At 49.9% G+C, this 23,280-nt stretch carries 18 protein-coding genes and 2 pseudogenes; 3 read left to right on the forward strand and 17 right to left on the reverse strand.

The genetic code is table 11. The features are described 5' to 3' along the window. Window positions 1–6: 6 nt before the first annotated feature. Window positions 7–1,206 (reverse strand): pyridoxal phosphate-dependent aminotransferase, encoded by a 1,200-nt coding sequence (locus tag AAE250_RS22405; RefSeq protein ID WP_294601780.1) that lies wholly within the window; start codon window positions 1,204–1,206, stop codon window positions 7–9. A 243-nt stretch (window positions 1,207–1,449) separates the two neighbouring features. Here AAE250_RS22405 and AAE250_RS22410 point away from each other — a divergent pair. Both AAE250_RS22410 and AAE250_RS23680 read left to right on the forward strand, forming a co-directional pair. Continuing rightward, window positions 1,450–2,454, forward strand: a pseudogene (locus AAE250_RS22410) (fucose isomerase); the annotation flags it as partial. 138 nt (window positions 2,455–2,592) lie between these two features. Beyond that, window positions 2,593–2,826 (forward strand): annotated as a pseudogene (locus AAE250_RS23680) (fucose isomerase); the annotation flags it as partial. Between the two features lie 2 nt (window positions 2,827–2,828). Here the strand turns inward: AAE250_RS23680 and AAE250_RS22415 are convergent. From AAE250_RS22415 to AAE250_RS22485, 15 genes are all read right to left on the reverse strand, one after another. Further along, complete coding sequence (locus AAE250_RS22415) at window positions 2,829–5,432, reverse strand: sensor histidine kinase (protein WP_294601776.1); 2,604 nt, start codon at window positions 5,430–5,432, stop codon at window positions 2,829–2,831. A 96-nt stretch (window positions 5,433–5,528) separates the two neighbouring features. Then, window positions 5,529–6,839, reverse strand: a complete 1,311-nt coding sequence (locus AAE250_RS22420; RefSeq protein ID WP_294601774.1) for an ABC transporter permease — start codon at window positions 6,837–6,839, stop codon at window positions 5,529–5,531. A 35-nt stretch (window positions 6,840–6,874) separates the two neighbouring features. Continuing rightward, a complete protein-coding gene (locus tag AAE250_RS22425) occupies window positions 6,875–8,107 on the reverse strand; it encodes an ABC transporter permease (protein ID WP_294601773.1) in 1,233 nt (410 codons plus the stop codon). Between the two features lie 25 nt (window positions 8,108–8,132). Then, window positions 8,133–9,404 carry an ABC transporter permease gene (locus AAE250_RS22430; RefSeq protein ID WP_294601772.1) on the reverse strand — a complete coding sequence of 424 codons (1,272 nt, stop codon included), beginning with the start codon at window positions 9,402–9,404 and terminating at the stop codon, window positions 8,133–8,135. Window positions 9,405–9,416: 12 nt separating this feature from the next. After that, window positions 9,417–10,694: an ABC transporter permease gene (locus tag AAE250_RS22435; RefSeq protein ID WP_294601771.1), complete on the reverse strand. Its 1,278-nt coding sequence runs from the start codon at window positions 10,692–10,694 to the stop codon at window positions 9,417–9,419. A 60-nt stretch (window positions 10,695–10,754) separates the two neighbouring features. Beyond that, the gene (locus AAE250_RS22440; RefSeq protein ID WP_294601769.1) at window positions 10,755–12,017 is read right to left on the reverse strand and encodes an ABC transporter permease; all 1,263 of its coding nucleotides are present in this window, start codon (window positions 12,015–12,017) and stop codon (window positions 10,755–10,757) included. A gap of 13 nt (window positions 12,018–12,030) precedes the next feature. Next, on the reverse strand, window positions 12,031–13,320 hold the full coding sequence (locus AAE250_RS22445; protein ID WP_294601767.1) for an ABC transporter permease: 1,290 nt from the start codon (window positions 13,318–13,320) through the stop codon (window positions 12,031–12,033). Between the two features lie 23 nt (window positions 13,321–13,343). Then, window positions 13,344–13,961 carry a GIN domain-containing protein gene (locus AAE250_RS22450; RefSeq protein WP_294601765.1) on the reverse strand — a complete coding sequence of 206 codons (618 nt, stop codon included), beginning with the start codon at window positions 13,959–13,961 and terminating at the stop codon, window positions 13,344–13,346. Window positions 13,962–13,980: 19 nt separating this feature from the next. After that, window positions 13,981–14,646 (reverse strand): ABC transporter ATP-binding protein, encoded by a 666-nt coding sequence (locus AAE250_RS22455; protein WP_294601763.1) that lies wholly within the window; start codon window positions 14,644–14,646, stop codon window positions 13,981–13,983. Between the two features lie 169 nt (window positions 14,647–14,815). Next, window positions 14,816–16,111, reverse strand: a complete 1,296-nt coding sequence (locus AAE250_RS22460; protein ID WP_294601761.1) for an FtsX-like permease family protein — start codon at window positions 16,109–16,111, stop codon at window positions 14,816–14,818. A 12-nt stretch (window positions 16,112–16,123) separates the two neighbouring features. Next, the gene (locus tag AAE250_RS22465) at window positions 16,124–17,443 is read right to left on the reverse strand and encodes an ABC transporter permease (RefSeq protein ID WP_294601759.1); all 1,320 of its coding nucleotides are present in this window, start codon (window positions 17,441–17,443) and stop codon (window positions 16,124–16,126) included. 17 nt (window positions 17,444–17,460) lie between these two features. Then, window positions 17,461–18,720, reverse strand: coding sequence for an ABC transporter permease (locus AAE250_RS22470; RefSeq protein WP_294601757.1), 1,260 nt, complete (start codon window positions 18,718–18,720; stop codon window positions 17,461–17,463). Window positions 18,721–18,733: 13 nt separating this feature from the next. Then, window positions 18,734–20,008: an ABC transporter permease gene (locus AAE250_RS22475; protein WP_294601755.1), complete on the reverse strand. Its 1,275-nt coding sequence runs from the start codon at window positions 20,006–20,008 to the stop codon at window positions 18,734–18,736. Between the two features lie 9 nt (window positions 20,009–20,017). Continuing rightward, entirely contained in the window at window positions 20,018–21,265 is a 1,248-nt protein-coding gene (locus AAE250_RS22480) for an efflux RND transporter periplasmic adaptor subunit (protein ID WP_294601753.1), read from the reverse strand. 144 nt (window positions 21,266–21,409) lie between these two features. After that, window positions 21,410–22,333, reverse strand: coding sequence for a glucosaminidase domain-containing protein (locus tag AAE250_RS22485; protein ID WP_294601752.1), 924 nt, complete (start codon window positions 22,331–22,333; stop codon window positions 21,410–21,412). A gap of 102 nt (window positions 22,334–22,435) precedes the next feature. On the opposite strand from AAE250_RS22485, the gene cdd reads away from it, so the two are divergent. Beyond that, window positions 22,436–22,918 (forward strand): cytidine deaminase, encoded by a 483-nt coding sequence (cdd, locus tag AAE250_RS22490; RefSeq protein WP_294601750.1) that lies wholly within the window; start codon window positions 22,436–22,438, stop codon window positions 22,916–22,918. On the opposite strand, the gene AAE250_RS22495 is transcribed toward cdd, so the two are convergent. After that, window positions 22,880–23,280, reverse strand: a 401-nt coding sequence (locus AAE250_RS22495) for an N-acetylmuramoyl-L-alanine amidase (RefSeq protein WP_342289444.1), incomplete at its 5' end; no start/stop codon positions are given. The two genes, cdd and AAE250_RS22495, sit on opposite strands and share 39 nt — an antisense overlap.

The following is a 23,280-nucleotide window of genomic DNA, read 5'->3' on the forward strand; positions in this document are numbered from 1 at the left end:
ATCTTTTTAATCAACCCTTCCCGGATAAGCCTCCAAGGCTTTGGACAGCACAAAGAGCGCACGGGTCAGGTCTTCTTTCTTCAACACATAGGCAATGCGGACCTCGTTACAACCGGAACCGGGAGTGGTATAGAAACCGGATGCGGGTGCCATGAACACCGTCTGACCTTCGTACTCGAAGTCGGAAAGGCACCATGCACAGAACTTGTCCGAATCGTCCACCGGCAACTTGGCCACCGTATAGAAAGCTCCCATCGGAATAGGCGAATACACACCGGGAATGCGGTTCAATCCATCAATCAGGCATTTACGGCGTTCCACATACTCATCGTAAGTATCGCGCAGATAATCCTCGTCCGCATCCAAAGATGCCTCGGCAGCAATCTGACCAATCAAAGGAGGACTGAGACGTGCCTGGCAGAACTTCATAACAGCGTCGCGAATTTCCTTGTTCTTCGTAATCAGAGCGCCGATACGGATACCACACTCCGAGTAACGCTTGGACACAGAGTCTATCAACACCACATTGTTCTCAATTCCCTCCAGGTGGCAGGCAGATATATAAGGAGAACCGGTATAGATAAATTCACGATACACCTCGTCGGAGAAAAGGAAAAGGTCGTACTTCTTCACAAGGTCGCGAATCTGATTCATTTCCCGGCGGGTATAAAGATAACCGGTCGGGTTGTTGGGGTTACAAATCAGGATGGCACGGGTACGGTCATTAATCAGTTCTTCAAACTTCTCGACCTTAGGCAACGAGAAGCCTTCCTCTATAGTCGTGGCAATGGTGCGTATCTTGGCTCCGGCAGAGATGGCAAACGCCATATAATTGGCATAAGCCGGCTCGGGAACGATAATCTCATCACCCGGATTGAGACAAGCCAGGAAGGAGAACAACACAGCTTCCGAACCTCCGGAGGTGATGATGATATCATCGGCCGTAAGTTTGATGTTAAACTTATCATAATAACCTACCAGCTTTTCGCGGTAGCTGCGATAACCCGCACTGGGACTGTATTCCAGAACCTTCCGGTCGATATTGCGTATCGCGTCAATCGCCACTTGCGGCGTGGGCAGATCGGGCTGTCCGATATTCAGGTGGAATACGTGTGTGCCCCTTTGCTTGGCAGCATCTGCCAGAGGAGCCAGCTTTCTGATAGGAGATGCAGGCATCTCCGTTCCGCGAATAGATATTGTTGGCATGAGATTTTTTACTGTTTTACAATTTACTATTTATAACCGATTTTGCTATCATATTATCATTTAAGCTGCAAATGTAGTGAATTATTTGAAACCCAAAGGAAGCATAGACATAAAAACTTTAAAAACCTTATCTATCGTAAAAACGTTATGCTATGTAAAAAGAAACTTGTACCTTTGAAATAATAAACGAGACGAGCAACGCCCATTCATAAAAATGTAAACAATAAAATTACAAATAATACCATGGTCATCAACCTAATAACTTTTGCTTCCATACTGCACAAGCAGACATCGATCCGTAGTCCTCACGAAGTAATACTAACAGAATTGGAGAAATACTTTTCTGTAAATATTATAGATTATCAGGATATTAACAAGTTATCTCCCAATGATTTCAGTGTTATATTCATTGCCACCGGAGGAGTGGAACGACTGGTTATCCAGCATTTCGAATTACTCCCCCGCCCTGCCATCCTTCTGGCAGACGGCATGCAAAACTCACTTGCTTCCGCCCTGGAAATATCTTCCTGGCTCCGGGGACGAGGAATGAAAAGCGAAATACTTCACGGAGAGTTATCGGAAATCATCAAACGCATTCTAGTTCTGCACAGTAACTTCATAGCGCAACGCAGTCTCTTCGGAATGCGTGTAGGTGTAATGGGGGCTCCATCCAACTGGCTCATAGCAAGCAATGTAGACTATCTGCTTGCCAAGCGGCGCTGGGGAATAGAGTACGTAGACATCCCGTTGGAACGCATCTACGAACACTACGAACGAATTACGGATGATGAAGTAGGCGAAGCCTGTGCCGCACTGGCAGGGAAAGCGCTTGCCTGCCGCGAAGCCACCCCCGAGGATATGATAAAGGCCATGCGCCTCTACCGCGCCATCAAGAAAGTGGTGGAAGAAGAACGGCTGAGTGCCATCACGCTAAGTTGTTTCCGGTTAATAGACCAAACGGGTACCACCGGCTGCCTTGCCCTTGCCCTGCTGAATGACGAAGGCATCATTGCCGGATGTGAAGGTGATTTGCAGTCTATTTTCACCATGCTTGCCGTCAAGGTGCTGACCGGGAAATCTTCCTTCATGGCCAATCCTTCTATGATAAATGCCCGCACCAACGAAATCATTTTGGCACATTGCACCGTCGGCATCTCCCAAACAGAGAAGTTCGTTATCCGCAACCATTTTGAGACGGAAAGCGGTATCGGCATCCAGGGCATCCTGCCTACGGGGGATGTAACCGTTGTAAAATGTGGTAGCGAAAGTCNTTTGGCACATTGCACCGTCGGCATCTCCCAAACAGAGAAGTTCGTTATCCGCAACCATTTTGAGACGGAAAGCGGTATCGGCATCCAGGGCATCCTGCCTACGGGGGATGTAACCGTTGTAAAATGTGGTAGCGAAAGTCTGGACGAGTATTATCTCAGCACGGGTACTCTCACCGAGAACACCAATTACATCAACATGTGCCGCACGCAAGTACGCATCAAGCTGAACTCCCCTGCCGACTATTTCCTGAAGAGTCCACTGGGAAATCATCACATCATGCTGCATGGCAATTACGAGAAAATATTGGATGAGTTCCTGCAAGCCAATACGTGCAAGCGAATTGAGTAACGTTATTCAATCGTATCCGGTATCTTCACAACAAAGCGTGTCCCCTTCCCTAATTCGGAAGAAACAGATATTGTTCCGTGCAGGCGGTCTACAATGGTCTGGCAGATGCTTAATCCCAAACCGGCGCCCTGCGTAAAGCTGTCTGCTTTATAGAAGCGTTCAAAGATATGCTTCATTGCTTCTTCGGAGATACCACTTCCGGTATCTTCTACGTAGATGGTAGTATAGCCCGGCTCGTCCGTCTGATAGCCAAAGGTAATGCTTCCGGTCACCGTAAACTTCTTGGCATTGTTTATCAGGTTGTTTACGACTTGCTTCAGACGGACTGCATCGGTAAGGATAGTCTTGCCGTCCTCTCCCGGAATCTCGATACGCAACTCTACCCCGTTGGGCATGCTCAGGCGCTGCGACTCGTACACTTCCTGCATGATGTACGTCAGGTTGTAAGATGTAAACTTGAAGTCCATAGTGCCCGACTCGATACGCGAAAGATCGAGGATATCATTTATCAGGGCCAACAACAGCGTACAGTTGATATTAATCGTTTCCACAAACTGTTTTACCTCCTCCGGCGAGAAAGCATCCAGGTCTTGCAGCAAATCGGAGAAGCCGACAATGGCGTTCAAAGGAGTACGAATCTCGTGGCTCATATTGGCAAGGAATGCCGATTTAAGTTTATCGGCCTGCAAAGCACGGTCACGAGCAGCAATCAAGGCCTCTTCCGTGTCTTTATAGCGCTGGATGCTTTGGCAAACGCCCAATACCATATATGGAGTATCAGCCGTCAGACCATCATACGCCGTGCTGCGGAATTCCCACCATTCATAGTTTCCGTCTGTATTCCGCAAGCGGAAGCTTATACGCGTATTGATGTCATGCCCCAATAAGATAGTATCGAAATGCTGGCGTGAATGAAGCAGATCATCCGTATGAATCAAAGACTCAAACTTCTCCCTCGGTATCAAATCCGTGTTCTCCAAATATCCGAAGCGTTGCAATAACCCACCGGGGAAATGGAAACTCTTCAAGTTTATGTTGTATTGCCAGGGGTAAATGGAACTTTCTTCCACCGCCATATTGAAAAAACGCCTTTGCATTTCCTCTTCCGAGATATTACGGCACACAATTGCCATTCCCGTCATCTTCTCATTGGCAAAGATAGGCACCACCTCACCGGAGACGGGGAAATAGGTTCCTTGGTGTATCTCCTGCATAAAAGCCTTTTCCGGAATGGTGACCGGCTTCTTTTCTGCACGGACCTGCTTCAACATGCTGTGCAGAATATTCTCGCCATTCATATAAATGCGGAATATGGAACCTGCCATCTGTCCTTCATAATAACGCGCAGTATAGGTTTCGGGAGGCAACCCCAACATCTGCACTAATGAGCGGTTGACAAAATGAATACGCAAATCCATATCATAAGTAATCAGGCCGTCGCGAATGGAGCAGAATATATTATCAAACTCGTCCCGCTGTTCTACCAACCGATGCTGTATCAGCAAGCGGGTCTGTGCATGTATACGCCGACGCGACTCACGCCGATTGATACGGAAAAGCCAGGCAACCAGAAGTATCAAGGCTCCTACAATCACCGAATAGAGAAGAATAAACCAGATGCGATAACGTTCTCCCAACGGTACATTCAGAATAACGCCCCGACTTTCGGCACGGTCTACATTCACATAGAAGAATTTCAGCTGCTTGTAGTCGAACAGTAACCTTCCATCAAGATTATTCACGCCGTAAGAGGCGGGTAACGTCCCTTTCAATATACTTGCAGCCTGCCTACCGGCAGCATATGTATCTTCCGACGGTTCGACATCGTAGACACACAAAACGCCATTCGTCATTGCCAGGTTTTGGCTGGCAAACACGGGAGCCTTCAGTTTCAACGAAAGGAAAGGAATCCATTTGGGTGCAATAACGATATGCTTGTATGCGTTGAAATCATAACAAATAGAGGTAATAATAGAGTTCATGGAATTTGCCTGCACATTCAGCAATCGCAAAGTATGCTCCGGATATTTACTTTTCACACGCCCCCAAGCGTCTTGCACAGCTCTTACACCTTTGAGGCTGAGGAAACTGCTGTCCGACAGACAGACTAAGTCTTTACGCGAAGGAAACAGGCGTATCGCCTCTTCCAGCAATACATCGAAATTCGTTGTCGAGGTATATCCGGAAACATTAGGCATTCGCTTAAACAACGATTCATCCGGATATTTAATGCCGGAAACTACCACCGGCAACTGAAAAGGCAGGGAGTCACCACAATGCGTCAATGTGAAAAAGGCTTCATCACTGGAAGTCACAATCAAATCTGTCTTCCGTTGTCTGGCCCGCTCGCAGATGCGGCGCATAATGAGACATTCGGAGGCAAAAGCCCAGTAATCGGCATTCAAATACTCAGTAACGATATTGACTTTCACTCCACCCTTCTCCAATCCGTCTTTCAAACCTACCGTCAATTCTTTATGCCAAGGAGTTTGCTTTGTGTACGATTGTATAAAAAGTATATTGTATGTACGTTCCGCAGCCGAAAGTGTTTCCGGCATCAACCATAGCAGACCCACTAACAAGGGAAGGATAAGGTGTTTTCTCATAATTTCTACTTTGGATAATCTGCGCAAATATTCTTAATAATCACGCAAATATACAAGTTATATTGAGAAAGAACGTAAATTATTAAAAAAACTTACCTATTCATCGTGTAAAGCCTCGGCAGGCTGCACTGTCATTGCCCTGGAGGCCGGATACCAAATACCTGCAACCACCATCAATGCCATCAAAAGAAGGACTATCAGCGTACAAATAGCAAACCTTCCCCAACTTGCATCCGTCGTTTCGGTAAAGGTTACATCGACCAAAACCATATTGGCACATATTACTAAAGCAGGAATGGCGGCAGCAATCAAAAGCAGCAATCCCTCACCCAGCAACTGTGCACGTATCCTGGCACGACTGCTGCCCATAGCCATGCGCAAAGCAATCTCACTATGGCGATGGCGGGTACGGAACCAGAAGGTTCCCATCAGTCCGATAAAGACATTGAACACAAAGAATATCACAATGAGACGCGCACTGCGGATATAAGGGGTTATGCCTTCGGCCGCATCACGCTCTATCTTCTGATCCTTGTAGCTGATAACGTCGAAGAGATAGAAAGGAGCTACTTGCAGCTGCGAAGTCATCTCCTGAAAGAAACGGGCAGAAAAATCATTTGTATCGGCTTCGGGGCGTACACGAATAGAAATAGACGGAATATTCTGGGTCTTGTAGAACCAATTCGGGAAAGGTGTCAGAATAAAAGGTCCGTAACGGGCATAGTCATCTGTCTTCTGCAAAGCACACACAGCAGAAACGCGATAGCGTAAACCGCTGCTATAGTAATCCATAAACTCACGAGTCAAGATCCCGGCAGTTGTCTGAAAGAGGCTGTCGGCCAAATCGCAGGTTATCACAGCAGGCTGAGGGCTGGCAGAAGGATTCCACTCGGCAGAGGAGAATAGTAAAGAAGAACCCGCATCACTCGCAAATGCAGCCTTGTCCGCAGCAAACATACCGCTGCCCTGCACTATGGGAATGCGCATCACGTCGAAATATTCGGGAGATACATAACGAATGTTGGCTGCTACCACATGCATGCTGTCCGTAGTATATCCCTGAAACATGTGGCGGCGGGTATATGCATCCGTACCCAGCCACATCGCAGCACTCTCTACAGCAGGGTACTGCTTGACTCGCCTGAACACTTCTTCCATCGGCTTGAACCAGAATTGCTGCAAACTGTCTGCCGTGCTGCACAACACGAGTTGCGTAGGATTATAAGAGATTCTGACCTTATAGACGTGTTCCAAGTCATAACCTTTGGGTTGCCGTTCGGCATGGGTGAAACTGTAGAGCACATCCACACAATACCACATCAGTGTAAAGACTATCAGCAACTCGGCGAACAGCCAACCGTTGCTACGGCGTTGGTTCCATATTTGGTGCAAGATGGAGTGTATCATAATTATTACCGTTTTTAGATTTAATCAATGCCTCGTTATTCTCCGCCCAGTACTTCGGCAATGGGACGACGCGTAGCCTGCCATGCCGGAATAAACACGGAAAGCAAGTTGAACAACAAACACACCGCCAATACAGCCAAAAAGACCGTAGGACGGAGGAACAGCCAGATGCTGACGTCAAAGTTTGCCCCGGGCGCACCGTCACCCAGCATCCAGTCCTTGCCCACCCACAGGAACAGGCAAGAAAATGCAAAGCCGAGCAGCGTGCCCACAAATGCCAATACCAGATTCTCGCGAAGTAACTGAGTCATCAATACAGCACGACTGGCACCATAAGACTTTCGTACGGCAAGCTCGGACATACGACGGGACATTTGCGAAGAAATAAGTCCGCTGACATTGATAGCAGGAACGATCAGCAGTATCAGCCCCAAGATGATACAAGTCACCGCAGGAGTTACCGTATCGTTACGGAAGAACTGACGTTCCGTATAGGTGCTGAGATCGGGAAGTTCCAGTTTGTATTCCGTCAGCGTTTCGTTGAACCGAGCCAGTGACTGTTCTATCTGTTGCTTCAGTTCCTCTTTGCTGACTCCCGATTTGACAAGAGCCATCGCTTCGAAAGAGCCCCACACCCCTTCGCTACTTAGATCCGAATCTTGTGTAGAATATGGCATCCACAATTCACCATAAGCAAAGGTGAAAAGCGAGCTGACATCTTTCGTAACGCCGACAATACGCTTAGGACTAAAGTTCACGAAATAGTTCTTGCCAACAGCCGCCTCTGCCGAGCCAAAGGCTTCGCGAGCCAACTGTTCACCGATAACGACCACATCACGGCAAGCATCGAACTCTTCAGCACTGAAAAGACGTCCCGCCACAAGAGGTATCTCGTAAACTTGCCAATAGTTCAAGTCTACCAGACGAACCGTACGACGCATACCCTGCTCCGGCGAAGAACCGCAATATCTGATGTAGGTAGGGCCCAAGTAAGTAACCAATTCAGCCCCGGGAAGATCCTGGAAAATGGCATGCGCAGCCCGATAAGACATACCCGTATTGGCGTTACTATAATCGGACTTGCGGTAAGAGTATCCATAAGAAGAATACACCATACGGTCTCGATGCGATTCCGGAGCTATGTTAGCCGTCTGGATATCGTACACCATATAGATTACCATGACAAAAGTAATACTCACCGCTGTTCCTATAACAGAAACAACGCTGAAGAAGGGATTCTGACGGATAAGGGCAATAATCTGTTTCATAGTGTACAACGTGTGTTTGGAGTTTCTATTCGTCGTGCAACGCCTCGGCCGGTTGCACCTTCATGGCTCTGGAAGCCGGATACCAAATGCCTGCCACAATCATCACAGCCATAAGCAACCAAGTAAAGACGATACCGAGCAGGAAACGATCGGCAGTAAAATTCATTTTCCCGACATCCACCAGTTCGGCTATACCGACATTGAAAGCGATGAGAGCAGCCGGCACAGCAGCAAGGGTAAGCAGCAACACTCCTTCAGTCATCAGACGCATGAAGATTTCGCTACGCGAACTGCCCATAGCCATGCGCAGCGCCACCTCGCCGCGACGATGCTGCGTGCGGAACCAGAAAGTACCGATAACTCCCAGGAAAATATTCATCAACAGGAAGCCAAGCACACAAAGTTGTGTCTTCACCTCGTTCACGTCCTCCAACTCGCTGATTTCGCGCAACTCCTTGAAGGAAGTAACATTGAGCAAGTAGAGATTCCCTACCTGATAAAGGCGATCAGCATCGTCCATCAGTCGGTCAATGAAATCATGGTCTTCCTCTGCGGAAACGCGGAGGCTGAGGGTGATGTAGCGGGGATCCTCATACTCCCCCAGCAACAAGTCCATATCGAGCGTAGAGGTAATAAAGGCACCTCCATATTCGTGCGAGGTATAGAAATGAGACCAGCGAACGGGTGCGGCAATGGCGCCGATGCGATGGCGCACGGGAGCATCGGGATCCCAATAAGGGACTTCACGCCCTAGCAGGGAACTGGCATCGGCAAGCCCCAGCTCAGGATAATCGTCCGTAAGGTTGGAAGTTATCACAATCTCCTTGCGGCGTACGGCTTCCACCAGTTTGTCCGTGCCGCTGCCGTCCGCCGCCTGGATGCGGAATACGCGGAAGAAATCCGGCTCAATGATGAAGTAGCGCGCTTGCAGCATGACGGTATCTACGACGATACGAACGACGTTGCTGCCCTCGTTATAGGGATAGCAATTATGTGAAAGGGCGACGGCTTCCACCCCGGGGCGATGCTTCAAGCGATCTACGATCTGCAGCAAGTCCTCCATATCGTCCTCTTTGGTCAGTGCGGGATTGTAGGCGGTGGCCTTCGAAGTGTATTTACCAAGATCGATATTGTAACAATGGTCTGTATCGAAGCCCATCGGGGCATTGTAGACACGAACGGTAACAACAGTCCAGTCTACAATGTACCACAACACGGTGAAGACAAGCAGCAGTTCCACAAAGAGGAAAAGGTTACTACGCCATTCGTTTCTTATCTGTTTCAAGAGGGTTTTCATGTTCGTCTGTTCTTAACGTTGATTAATAGCGTCCGTAATGTTCATTCTCGATGCTCGCCAGGCTGGTATTCCTGACGAAAGTACATTCATCAGCAGGCAGAAGCCGAAGGCGGCGAGAAATGCCCAAGGCGATAACAGCATACCGGGTGTCAGCGATGTTTCGCCACTGAGATAGGCACTCATCATATTACCGAAGAGGAAGTTGTTCAGCAGGAAAGTGGCTGCATAGCTCAGCAGAAGCCCCAAGATGCCTGCCAGCAATGTAAGCAGAAGGTTCTCGAAGAAGATCTGCCGCACCAACTCACCACTTGTAGCACCGAAAGCCTTGCGCACGCCGATCTCCGCCATACGCCTGCGCATCCGCGAGAGCGTCATGCTGGAGAGGTTGATGGCAGGCACCAGCAGAAGAATAAGGATGATGACGGTGTAGCGAAGCACCACCGCCTTTGTGTCGGGCTCTGAATTCCAATCGCGATAGAGATTGGCAAACCGTGCATCCGGCTGACCGCGATAAAATACTTCGGTATCACGCAAACCGTCGTTGTACTTGCAGCGAAGTTGCTCCACTTCCTCACGAATCTTCGGGAAGTCTGCCGATGAATGGGCAAGAATGACAGCACGCATTTGTCCCATCGTATTGTCACGCCAAGCCATCTCAGCATCTATCGAGGTATAGGGTACCCATATCTGTGCATAGGCGGAAGTGGCGAGTACAGAAACATCGGCTACTACTCCCGTCACGTGATACTCTATATGATTCAGTTGCACCGTCTTCCCTGCCGCATCCGTGGTACCAAATAGGCGACGTGCCACGGTAGCCGAAAGTACAACGCATGGCTGCCCTGCATCGCTTTCCGCTTTCGTAAAAGCCTTCCCGCTCAAGTAGCGAAACTGAAAGATATTCCAGAAGGCATCATCAGTCTGTACCATGTCGACCGTCATCTTTGCTCCGGCAGGCAAGGAAGCGCGCACCTTTTCCGGCATAGAGACGAGCGTGACGGCTTCGGCCGAGGTGAGTGCCTTGAAGCACTCGCGCCCGGTACGAATCGACATACGTGCGTTGGATGAATACCCACTCGTATCACCTTTATCCCTGGCAGACATAGCGGAAACATACAACGTACGCGAGCGGTTCACCTCGGGTTCACAATCCACAATACGTACTTGCAGGGTGATAACAAGCACCATAATCATACAGATGGCAAGCGCCGTACCGATGACGGAAACCCAAGTAATAATAGGATTCTCGCGCAGGTGGTAGAGAGCTTGTTGAAAGTAAAGTCGTATCATATAAAGTTCAATATATATAGTTTCTTAATATAAGTACTATTGCGCCACCCTCAATAGTAACTACTCGTCGTGCAGTGCCTCAGCAGGCTGTATCTTCATTGCCTTGCGCGCCGGAATACCGATACCAATAGCTATCATCAAGGCTATAAGTACAAAGCTGATAACGGCACAGAGCAACAAGCGTCCCCATTCCAGCGTCGTCCCGTTGCGCCAGGAGTTCAGTTCCAGATTAGCAAGGTTATAATCAATGATAAGAGCGACAGGCGTTACAATTGCCAGCAACAACACCCCTTCACAAAGCAAACGGCTGAAGATGGCTTTATCTGTAGCACCGTGTGCCTTGTGCAGTGCAATCTCCGAACGGCGTTGCTGTGTACGGAACCAGAAAGTTCCCAGCAGGCCGAGGAAAATATTCAGCAACAAGAATCCCATACCCATCATATAATTGCGCAGTTCATTGTACTGCATCTGCTGGAAGTTGCGCCAGATATCCTGGAAAGAGCGCACTTCGGAAATGAAGATGTTACCTACACGAAACTGCTTTTCACTGTCCGCCTTCAACCGCTCGATGAAGTCCCGATCCTGGTCGTCCTTCACGCGCAGGCAAAGCTCATTGTCGGTGTTTATCCAGCCCGGGTTCGTACGGTTTATATCCAGTAGGTTGTACACCATGCAATAGCTGCTGCGTGCCTGCTGAAAATCGCTGTAGCGTACATCCTGCAAAGCGGCTGCCAGGCGGACGGACTGGGTAGTATCTCCCATAACATAGAACGGCTTTCCGACGAACTCGCTCATCGGTATGTCGTATTTCCTGAAGAGGTTGTTCGACACCAGTAACTCGTTCTTGTCCAGCATCTCCGCAAGCTGTTCGGGCGTCTCCCCATTCACTCCTCGATACCGAAACACACGCACAAAGTCGGGCGTCACCATCCGTCGTATGGTCCAGTTGGGCGAAGCCAGCGTATCATAGCGCACCTCGGACGTACTGTTGCTGCCATTATAGGGATAGGAGTTCTGCGAAAGGCTCACCGCCTCAATCTCGGGGCGACGCTTCAGCCGCTCCACCAGCTCCATGATATCGGCATAGTGCTGCTCGTAGTTCTGCTCCGCCACAAAGTCGGGACTCTTCTCCGTCAGCTGGCCCATCTCCACCAAGTAACAATGCTCCACGTCAAAACCGCGCGGTTCCAGGTAGGTGGCGGCTCGTGTGTAGATATAGTCCACTATATACCACATCACCACACTCACTACCAGCAGTTCCAGCACCAACCAAAGATTGGAGCGCCACTCGTTCTTTATCTGTATTAAAAGTTTCTTTTCCATATCCTTTCCATATTTAGTGCAGGCGTCCGCCCAAAGCATTCACAATTCCGATGCGCGACGCTTTCCATGCCGGGAAGCCCGAGCTCAGCAGATTCAGAACAAAGCAAAAAAGCAACGCCCAACCAAAAGTAGAAGCATGCAGCAGGATAGCGGCATCCACCATCGGAGGATTCAGTGTCCGGCTGAATTCCTGTGCAAAAAACAAGGAGTTTCCCAGATAGGCAAAAGCTACGCTCAGCAGCAGTCCTAAGGCGCCCGCCAACAGTGTCACAACAAGGTTCTCGGCAAGTATCTGCCCCATCAGTTCCGTCCGCGTACTACCAAAAGCACGGCGTACACCTATTTCGGCAACGCGCTGGCGCAGACGGCTCTGCGTCATGCTGCTCAGATTGATGGCAGGCACGATCAGCAGAATAACAAAGATGACCATCCGTTGCCGCCGCTCCGCATTCAGGTCGGGTTCCAGATTGGCGGCGAAGGCAATCGCATTCTTCTCCTGGTCATAGGGGCGGTTACGATAAATAAGTTCCCACCCGTCAGCGCCGATCAACGTATTATATTCTTGTTTCCGCCGTTCGGCTTCCTCGCGGATAGCAGGGAAATCTTCACGGCTGTGAGCCAGTATCGTGCAACTCATCATTCCCATGTGGTCGCTCCACACTTCTTTGTCCAAGCCCGTAGAGGTATAAGGTGCCCACACCTGACCGTAGCAGCGCTCGGCCAGCGTAGATACATCTTTCACTACACCCACCACGCGGTAAGGAGCATGTGCCAATAGAAACTCCCGCCCCACGGATTCGGTCGTTCCGAACAGAACGCGCGAAACACTTTCGGTAATAACAGCCACCGGCTGTCCGGCATCAAACATAGCCTTGTCGTAAGGCTTGCCGCCGATAAAAGAGAAGTCGAACACTCTCCAGAAGATATCGTCCGTTTCCCTCAAATCCACTCCCGTGGCCGGCTGACCGGGCAATGATACAGGCTTGGATACCGAGAAAACCGAATAAATAGTAACAGCCTCCGGAGTCTTCAGTGACTGGAAACATTCGCGGGCTGTCTTTACACTCATCGGCCCGTTGCTGGTGCCATCGCCCCAGTTTTTATTGCTGATGCTCATGGTGCGCACGTGCAGAAAACGGTCACGGTTGCTCTCGGGGGCAAAAGGTGCCACCTTCACTTGCTGCATCATCACCACCAACATGATGAGGAAGATGGCCAGTGCCGTACCGGCAATGCTGACAGCACTGATAATAGGCTGCTGCCGCAGTTGCGCCCATGCTTGGGTAAGGTATTGTTTAATCATAGGTCTTACGAGGATTTATGTTTTTAGCGGCCTACTCTCAAGTTACTGGTATCCACTCCGCCGATGCCGCCTTTGGAGATATCAGCGCGTCCGGCTTCACCGCTCAGGGTGACATGTCCTACTCCGTCCAAACTGGCGGACAGGTAATCGCAGTGAACATGGATGTCGGCTTTTCCCACTCCCTCCAGTCTCACTTTCAGATTATTGCAGGTCAAGTCCTCAATATTCAGTTTGCCTACACCTTCCACCTCGAACTTTACGTCATCCAGTTTCAGCGGTTTCTCGCAGTTGAAGCTGCCCACACCGCTGAACTCCACTCCCTTCAGGTTGGGGGCAGAGAGGTAAATGGTAACACCGTCGTTGCGGTTGCGCGTTTGCTTGTTCTTATCTTTAAAACCGATGCAAAGGCAATCATCTTTCACCTCGGTAGTGGTGATAGTGACGTATTTCTCTTTTCCCTCTATCTTCAGGGAATATGTATCGCTCTGTGTGAAGTACACCGTTGCCACGGAAGTTATCTCTATAGAAGAGAAAGCGCTTACTTTGCGCACTTCGCTCACCTTGGCATCGCCATTAGCAGCGTAAACAGTACCTGCCACTGCGGCAAATAATAAACTGAGGGTAATAATAAAAGACTTCATAATGTATTCTGTTTTTTGATTATTCTACCTGGCGACCGTCGAAGAAGCGGATCGTGCGGCTGGTTTGTTTCGCTTGTCCTTCATTGTGGGTTACCATCACGATGGTACGTCCGTCTTCCTTATTCAGCTGATGCAGCAGTTCCATAACCTCAGCACCCATTTTAGAGTCCAGGTTACCGGTCGGCTCATCGGCGAGGATTATCTCCGGATTGCCGATAATGGCACGGGCAATAGCAACACGCTGGCACTGACCACCGGAGAGTTGTGTAGGCATGTGGCGCATACGATGGCTCAACCCGACTTTCTGCAGTACCTCTTCGGCCAGGCGGCGGCGTTCTTTGGCAGACACCTTTCTGTAAAGCAAAGGCAGTTCCACATTATCCAGCACATTCAGCGAGTTAATCAGGTGGAAAGACTGAAATACGAAGCCCAGCTTCTGGTTACGGAAAGCAGCCAGTTCCTTGTCCTTCATGCCGTCTACCTTAGTGCCTGCTATCTCGATGGTGCCGTTTGTAGGCGCATCGAGCAAGCCCATAATGTTCAGCAACGTGGACTTACCGCAACCGGACGGTCCCATAATACTCAGGAATTCTCCCTTATTCACTTCGAGGTTCACATTCTCCAATGCTACGGTTTCAATCTCGTTCGTACGATAAATCTTGTTGATGCCAGTTAACTTAATCATAATGGTAAGTATTTTAATTGTTATTGGTTTATTCTGTTTCGTTTTCGCACAATTACCTTATCAATAGGTCAAATGCTGTGCCAAAATCCTTTTTCTTTTATTATCAAGCATTTATGTTTCCGGGCAAGTGTCCGTTAATGAACACTTTGTCCGTTTTCAGCGGTTCGCCCTACTCGTCGCGCAGGGCTTCGGTAGGCGGAATGCGGCTGATTCTGCGGGCAGGAATATAGATACCTACCAGCACCACCACCAGCATAATAACGAACACAATCAGCGATACTACCAGGAAGTGCTGCGTGAAGTCCGTCACCCAATACACCTCCGTAGTGTCCACCCAGTTCTGTGCTTTCTCCAAACCTTCCTTCAAGGCATACTGCAGGTAAAGCAAGCACCCTACCAATACGGCAATAAAGGTCATCACGGCTCCCTCGCCCATCAGCAGACGGACAATGTCCCTCGGAGTACCCCCGAACGAGAGTATCACTCCCACCTCTTCGCGACGCGTGCGCGTCTGCAGCCAGAAGGTACCGATCACTCCCAGGCAAAGGTTGATAAGGAAGAACCCCGCCATCGCCAGGTTGCGGTGATAGATAGAGGTAGAGCCTGCATACTCTCCGTCGGCAATCAATTTCTCGTAAGACCGCACACTGCGCGCAAAGAGATTGCCTGCACGCAGTTCCTTCACCATCCACGGGCGAAACTCATGCAAGAAACGGTTCATGCTGACACCTTCCTTTATCCGAACAAGTATCTGCGCATGTTCCGGGATATAGCTCATGTCTACCGAAAGCATAGGCGTGAATAGCACCGGCACGGGACGCCACTCGCTCTGTGTCTTGAAAGTACCTACGGTACCTATCACGGGCATAACGGTCGTGTCGTTCCGAGACACATTCCAGCACCGTTTATTACGCGCATCCTTTGTTCCGAAAAAGCGTTCGGCAGCGTTCTCCGTAAGCACGATGTCATTCTTGGTATAGTCATAATCCGACAACTCCCCGGGAGTCATCCCCTTTCCGGAACGGAAACCATACGTCTCGAAGAACCCGGTGTGGGGCAGGAAGAACATCCACATGGTCGATACATCGAGAGTATCACCTTCCGCACGCATCGAGCTGTTGCTACTGCCTTGCGAATTGGGATAGCAAAAGCCCAGTAACGGAGCGGCAAGTTCCACTCCCGGAAAGTCCTTGACGCGTCGCACCATGTTCAGATAAGTATTCATCAGCACCGTAGAATCTTCTGCCTGTGCATCATATCCCGGAGCTTGCGGTTGCAATGCACCGAGCGACACCAGGCAAAGCCGGTCGGCATCATATCCCAAGGGGATGTTACGGTCGTGAGTCACCACGATAACCGGATCCAGAATTATCCAGGAAACGATGCTCACCAAAATCAGTTCCGCCAGCAGCCATCCGTTGCGGGAGCGGCGTGCCCAAAGATTCTTTAATATAATTTTCAACATAGCCTTGTCCTTTTATCGTTTCTCGTTCAATGAATAAATAATCGGTTTCCGCAGCGAATGCCATGCCGGCAGCAGCGCCGACAGCATGTTCAGTGCCACGCAGAGCAGCAACGCTGCCAGGAACACCAGCGGAGCAAAAAGCATTTCGCCGGACACGCGCACCTCCACTCCTTCGGGAAGTGCACTCGGCCAACTTTCAAAGACCGAGAACACCCATTCACGGCAGAGGTAAAGCCCCAGCCATGCCAGCAGCAAACCTAACAGTCCTCCCAGCAAGGTCAACAGCAGATTCTCCCACATCACTTGCGAGAGCAGGCTGCCACGCCCTGCACCAAAAGACTTACGCACTCCCATTTCCGTCAACCGGCTCTCCATACGGCTCGCTATCATGCCGCTCAGGTTGAGGGCAGGCACCAGCAGCAATACCAGCAGTACCAGCAGGAAGTGGCGGACTGTTGCCCAGGTATCGAACTCCTGGCCGGCATATTGCTTGAAAGCGCTGAGCAGATGCGACGTAGGCTGATCCCAGATACTCACTGTCCACTCGTCCTTATGTACCAGGTTTACCTTACGGAGCACCTCGTCTATCTCTGCACGCAGCGCCTTTGCCTGTGCATCGTCTTCCACCATGAAGGTGACTCCATAAGCTCCCAAATAAGGAATGTCATATTTCGGTTCCTGATAACCTTTCGCCACGCTATAAGGCATATATACTTGTGCATACGATTTCGACGTCAGAAAGCTGGCACCACGTACCACACCGCAAACCCGGTAGTCTGCATAGTTCAGGCTGAACGAGCGCCCCACTACCCCCTCTACCGTACCGAACAGGCGGCGGGAGAGTTCTTCCGTAATCACCGCCGTAGCGATGCCACTCTCCAGGTCGGAAGCGGTAAACGCCTGCCCTTCGAGGAACCGGAAAGAGTAGATGCGGAAGAAATTGGGATCGACCAACTTCAAGCTCACCGAGAAGTCACCGCTACGGTCACTGGGTTGAATGTAGCTATTCTCCGTCATGTCATTCTGCAAAGAAGCGGATACCACCGTTGCATTCTCCACCGGATAGAACCATTCTTGCACCGCCTTGAGAGAAAATCCCCACTGAAAGGTACTTTTATGGTCTCCCTCCCCCTTCTGAAAGCGGGAATTCGTAAGGTATAGCGTATTCATACGGTTCACCTCCGGATAGACCGGGGCTATCTTCACGTAATAGACCACCGCCATAATCATCGTCATGGCAATAGCCAGACCGGTGCCGACAACGTAGAGACTACTGAAAAGCGGATTTTGCTTCAATAGCTCCCATGCCTGTTTCAGATAAATCTTTATCATAAGATATTAAAGTTTTGTTATTCGTAATGCAATGCCTCCGCCGGCTGTTCCTTCATAATCCAATAGGCGGGAACGGCTATTCCCAGCAATATCATCGTCGCCATAATGCCCAGTGTAATGCCGATCTCCGCCAACCAGCGGCCTATGCTGTAAGGCACTTCCGTAGACAACAAATCCATCTGCCGGAAATTCAGCACAATGACGGCAATAGGGATAACAGCCAGAAGCATTATCAGCAGTCCTTCGGCATTCAGCCAAGATACGATTTTCTCTTTTGACGCACCGAGGGCCATGCGCAGCCCCGTCTCCGAGCGGCGTGCCTGCGTACGCATCCAAAACGTGCCCGTAACACCGAAAAAGACATTCAGCAGCAGAAAAACAATGATAAGTTGAACCGTCTGCCAGTCGCTCACGGTGGTGTCTATCCTGGCACGACGCATATCCTCGAACCCGGTAACAGCATTTACGTAAACATTGCCCGACGTCAACCGATCGCCCAAAGAAGCGAGCCAAGTTTCCATTTCATCCTGCGTCATATCACGCTTCATACGGACAGAGTACTCCAATGAGTTGGGGCGATATACAGTGAAGAGTTCTTCCATCGACTGATTGGAGGCCTTAATATAAAAGGTAGGGGTAGCAGGCGCATAATCGTTCTCGCGGATGGTAGGCGCCACTGCCAATACAGGTGTCTCTTCCAGCTCACCGGTAGTCACCAGCAGCCCCCGCGGTTCCTGCTCACCAAAGAATCTCTCCGCAACCTTCTGAGTCAGGATAACTTCATCTTTGGATGGGTTCTCCAGGTCGCGGATATGTTTGCCGTTCACATCGTGAATGCCGAACACTTCGAAATAGCCCACATCCCCCATTTGGCGGTGAATACTTTCCGGATAGGCATTGACACTGTCTTTTCCTGCCGGCTCAATGTTAGTCCACGAATTTCCCTGACTGTAGGGGCAACTATAAAAGCTGCTTCCCACAGCTTCCACCTCACCGGTCTCCATCAGGCGTTGGCTCAGCATGCAGATGCGTTCCCAGCACTTTGCTCCACGCTCATCTTCGCCGATATAGCCTTTGCTTCCCGGCTCCATCTCTTCCAGATGAAGACGCCAGCAACGGCTGATGTCGTAGCCCAGCGGTTGATTATATAAGGTGAATTTGCTGTAGCCGGTATCCGTCAGAATAAAAATAGCCAGCAAGACCAAAGCCAGTTCAGCAAATATCCAGCCGTTCTGCTTACGCTGATTCCATATAAGAGTAATAAGATGACGTATCATGTCGGTATGAATTTTATTCTTGATTATTCAGTGATTTTACGATGTTGTACTTTCCGGCACGCCAGGCAGGAATACCTGCACACAGCATGTTCAACAAGAAAATGAAAAACAGGGTTACAAGGAAAGTAGCAGGGCGTATCAGCATGCTCATGTTGAAAACCGTACCGGCAGGAAAGAAGATATCCCGCGTCAGCAACAACAAGCCAACCGAAAACAGCAGACCGAACACACCGCCTATAAACGTAATGATAAGATTTTCATTGACCACCTGGCCGAACACATTGCCCGCCGTCGCACCGAATGCCTTGCGCACACCTATCTCCGCACGACGTTTGCGGAAGTTGGTCAGTGTGATGCTGATCATATTCAGGGCCGGAAGTACCAGCAAGAAGAGTATGAAGCTACCTTGCTTCAAAGCCCAATCGCCATAAGGTATCTCATCATTGAATCCATTATAGCCTGATATAACCAAGTCTGTATTGCTCATCGGGCCACAAAAGAAACTGATATCATACTCGGCCGTATTTGCATTCAGTTGTTTCGTCGCTTTCTCAACCTCAGCACGGATAGCAGGAAAATCGTCTGTACTGCGTGCCAGCATCACTACACTAAACCCTCCTACCAATCCTTCGTAAACATTGGCCGGAGTTTCCATCTTGCGACTCGAGTTGTAAGGTACCCATATATCCGAATAAGCGAAATGGGCGGTACGAGGCACATCTTTCACCACCCCGCAGACGGTATATTCTGTCTGATTCACAAGCAGCTGCTGTCCTCGTGCTTTCGTTGTTTCTCCGAAAAGCCGACGTGCCAGCTGATTACTGATCACCGCCTTACGTACACCGCTCTCGCTTTCCTCACGATTGAAAGGCACACCATCCAGAAAGGTAAAATCGAATATATTCCAAAACCGGTCGTCTGTATAAGTGGCCGTATATTTAGTAAAGGTACGCTTGGCGACAGAACTGACCGAAACCGTATTAGAAGCATATCCGCTCACATCCTGCGGTGTTTTCAGGTTGTAGAACAATTCACGCACCACACGCTTGCCCATCATACCATTATTCCTGTTGCCGTCGTTCTTCTTCACGGAAGCCCGCATCGCCGTGGCGTGTAGCATCCTTCCGCGTGCCGACTCCGGGGCATACGCTGCCGTGCGGACTTGCAGCACAAGGACAATCATCATCACGGCAGTAATGGCCAGTGCCGTACCTGCAATGGAAAGTCCGCTTACCAGCGGATTTTCCTTCAGCAGGTTCCAAGCCTGTTTCAGATAAATCTTTATCATAAAGCCCTCTTATTTCAGTTTCAGCTTATTCTTGTTCTTGTAGTTGCTCATGTCGCTCACCACCACTTCGTCGCCCGGTTGCAAACCGCTGATTACTTCTACAAACTCAAAGTTCGAGTCGCCAAGCTGAACCTTACGCTTCACAATTTCCTTGTCGGAGTTGCGTACAAAGAGCTCATACTCTCCGCGTCCCACGTAGTAGCTGGCATTGGCTATGCGCATCACGTCCTCTTTCACGGCATTCATCACATAGACGTCCGTCTTCAGTCCGGAGCGCAGGCGACGGTTGTTATCCTCGTTCAGCTGTACCGTAAAGGAAATCACGCCATTCTTCGAGAGCGGCGTCACGCTGCTTACCGATCCTTCCAACTTCTCACTGCCGATCTTCACAATGGCCTTGCCACCTGCTGCCACACGGTCGCCATACGTATCGGCTATCTCACCTTCCACCTTGAAGTGGCTCAAATCGGAGATAACGGCAATCTGGCTGCCTTCCGATACTTGCGCACCGATCTGATTATTGATATAGGTAAGGATCGCCTTCCGGGGCGAACGGATCTGCGCATCGTCCAGCGTGCGCTTCGTTTCGGCAAGGCTCTTCTTGAACATGCTGAAGTCCAGTTCCTGCACTTTATATTCGGCAGCCATCACTTCTTGCTCATTGGCATATTGCTGCTTCAGCTGCTCGTATTCCAGTTGCTGTACATTATAGCTGAGTTCGGCCTGGCGCACTTTATCGGTAGTTCCCGAACCAAGGCTGTCCAGATATTGCTCATTGCGCAGTTCCACCTTCATGCGGTTCAGCTTCATGGCAGAGACTTTAATCTGCATTTGCAGGTCGTTCAGTTTGGTCTGGTTGTTTACCTGGAGTTGCTTCAGCTTATAGCTGCGCATCTGTTCTTCGTCCAGCAGTTTCTTATAGTCGGTTTCGGCACTCTGCAAGTCCAGTTTCAGGATAGGCGTTCCTATGTCCACGCTGTCGCCGCCTTTCTTATACACTTCCAGGATGCGCGTGTTAATCGGCGAGTTAATGATTTCCTCGAATGCAGGAACCACTTTGCCCGAAGCGCTGACACTGACTTCAATCGTCCCCTTGCCTACTTTCGAAAAGACCAGGTCTTTTTCCTTCACACCCGTGCGCATCAACGAAATGAGTACACTGATCACTACGATGCCGGCAATACCCATACCGCCGTAACGAATAATTTTCTTATTGCGCTCTTTGTTGCGCACTTCTTTCGGAATTTCTCTATCCATATCTTTAGATTTAATTATTTGCGAACATTAACGCTTAATATATACTAAATCTATGCCAAAATCATAACCCCTTGAAAGTAAGCGAAAAGAGAAAAAAGAAAGGTGTCCGTTTTCGGACACCTTGTACATTTTCGGATAATGACATTACCTCAATCTCAACCTGTCTCCCACCTCGGGCACGTATTCCGTGTCTTTGCGGTTCATCTTGTACAGGTTCTTCAGGCGGATGCCATACTTTTGAGAAATGGTATGCATGGAATCACCATCCCTTACAATATATACGGTATAAGGCTTGGCGGCCTTCTTACGTTTTTCTTTCAGGTAGATGATATCGCCGGATTCGAGCGTATACTCGCGGTGCAGGTCGTTATACTTCACCAGCTTCTTCCAACTGATGTCGAACTCCTTGCCCAGCATCTGGAAGGTATCTCCGCTTCGCGCCACGATATAGGCAATGTCATTGGCTATATATACCTGGTGCGGATTGGCAAGCCAGGGTTTCTTCTTCAACTCTTTCTCCCAGCTACGGGCATCGCGCTTGGTCATGCCACGGCTGTCGTACTTGTACAGTTCGTAGTCTTCGATGATTGTAATCAGCCGATTGGCATACGAGGGATCCGTAGCATATCCGGCTTTCTTCAAGCCACGCGCCCAGCCTTTATAATCCGTAATCTTCAGATTGAATAAGAAAGCATAGCGGGCTCCCCGCTTTAGGAAAAGGGAATGGTCTTCGTACGAGTCCCTCGGATTGCGATAGGCGCGGAAACATTCGTTGCGGGCATCGTCGTCGTGGCGCACGGTGCGTCCCTTCCAGTTGCCCCCGCACTTAATGCCGAAGTGGTTGTTGCTTTTACGCGCCAGCTCGCTATATCCGGCGCCACTTTCCAGCAGACCTTGCGCCAGGGTGATGCTGGCAGGTATCTTGTGCAACTTCATCTGTTCCACAGCCAGCGGGGCATATTGCTTGATGTATTCATTGTAACGGGCATTTCGGCGCTGCGCCTGCACAGCGGCTACGGAAATGAACAGGAATGCTATAATTGCAGTCAGTCTGAGAGTGCGTTTCATGCTTCAATTTATTGAGTTCGGCACAAAAGTCAGTAAAAGAATTGAAAAATCCAATCTCTTTCCTATCTTTGTAACATTAATTACAATATAAAACCCCACCCTATGAAAGAGCTTAATATACAGATTGCCATCAAAATATACGACCTTGAAGAACTGAGTGAGTCCGACCGCGAACTGCTGGGCGCCGCCTGCGAAGCAACCAATCGCAGCTATGCCCCCTACTCCCACTTCTCGGTAGGTGCCGCCGCACGGCTGGCAAGCGGGGCCATCGTCACCGGAAGCAACCAGGAAAACGCCGCTTATCCTTCCGGTCTTTGTGCCGAACGAACCACTTTGTTTTATGCCAACTCCCAATATCCCGACCAGGCAGTAGAAACCCTCGCCATCGCCGCCCGCAATGAACGGGGCGAGTTCCTGGAAGATCCGATTCCTCCATGCGGTGCCTGCCGGCAAGTAATGCTCGAAACGGAGAAGCGGTTCAATCGTCCCATGCGGATATTGCTCTACGGCAGAAAAGGCATCTACGAGCTGAAGAGTGTAGGAGCGTTACTGCCGCTTTCGTTCGACGCCTCGGCCATGGAGTAGAATGCTTTGGGCATCGAAGCAGGGACAGGCTTTGATCCATTCTTCGGGTTCTATCTCGCCGTTGTGGTTCAAGTCGGGACTGAGGTCGCGATGACCGCAGAGGCGGGAACCGGGATAATCTTTCAGCAACAGCAGGATGAGGACTCTCAGCGAGTGCTTCTGAAAGGGAGTACGCGTATCGGCAGGACGGCCGTGTTCGTCCAGACCGCCTTCATAGCAGATACCGATTGAATTCGCATTATAGCCTTTGGCATGCGCACCGGGCTTGTCGACGGGGCGCAAACTCTTGATATCTCCGTTCTTACGGATGTAATAATGATAGCCTGCGCCGGAGAAACCCCGGCGCAGGTGGTCTGTTGTCA

Source organism: Bacteroides sp. GD17, from assembly GCF_038448625.1.
GTDB lineage: Bacteria > Bacteroidota > Bacteroidia > Bacteroidales > Bacteroidaceae > Bacteroides.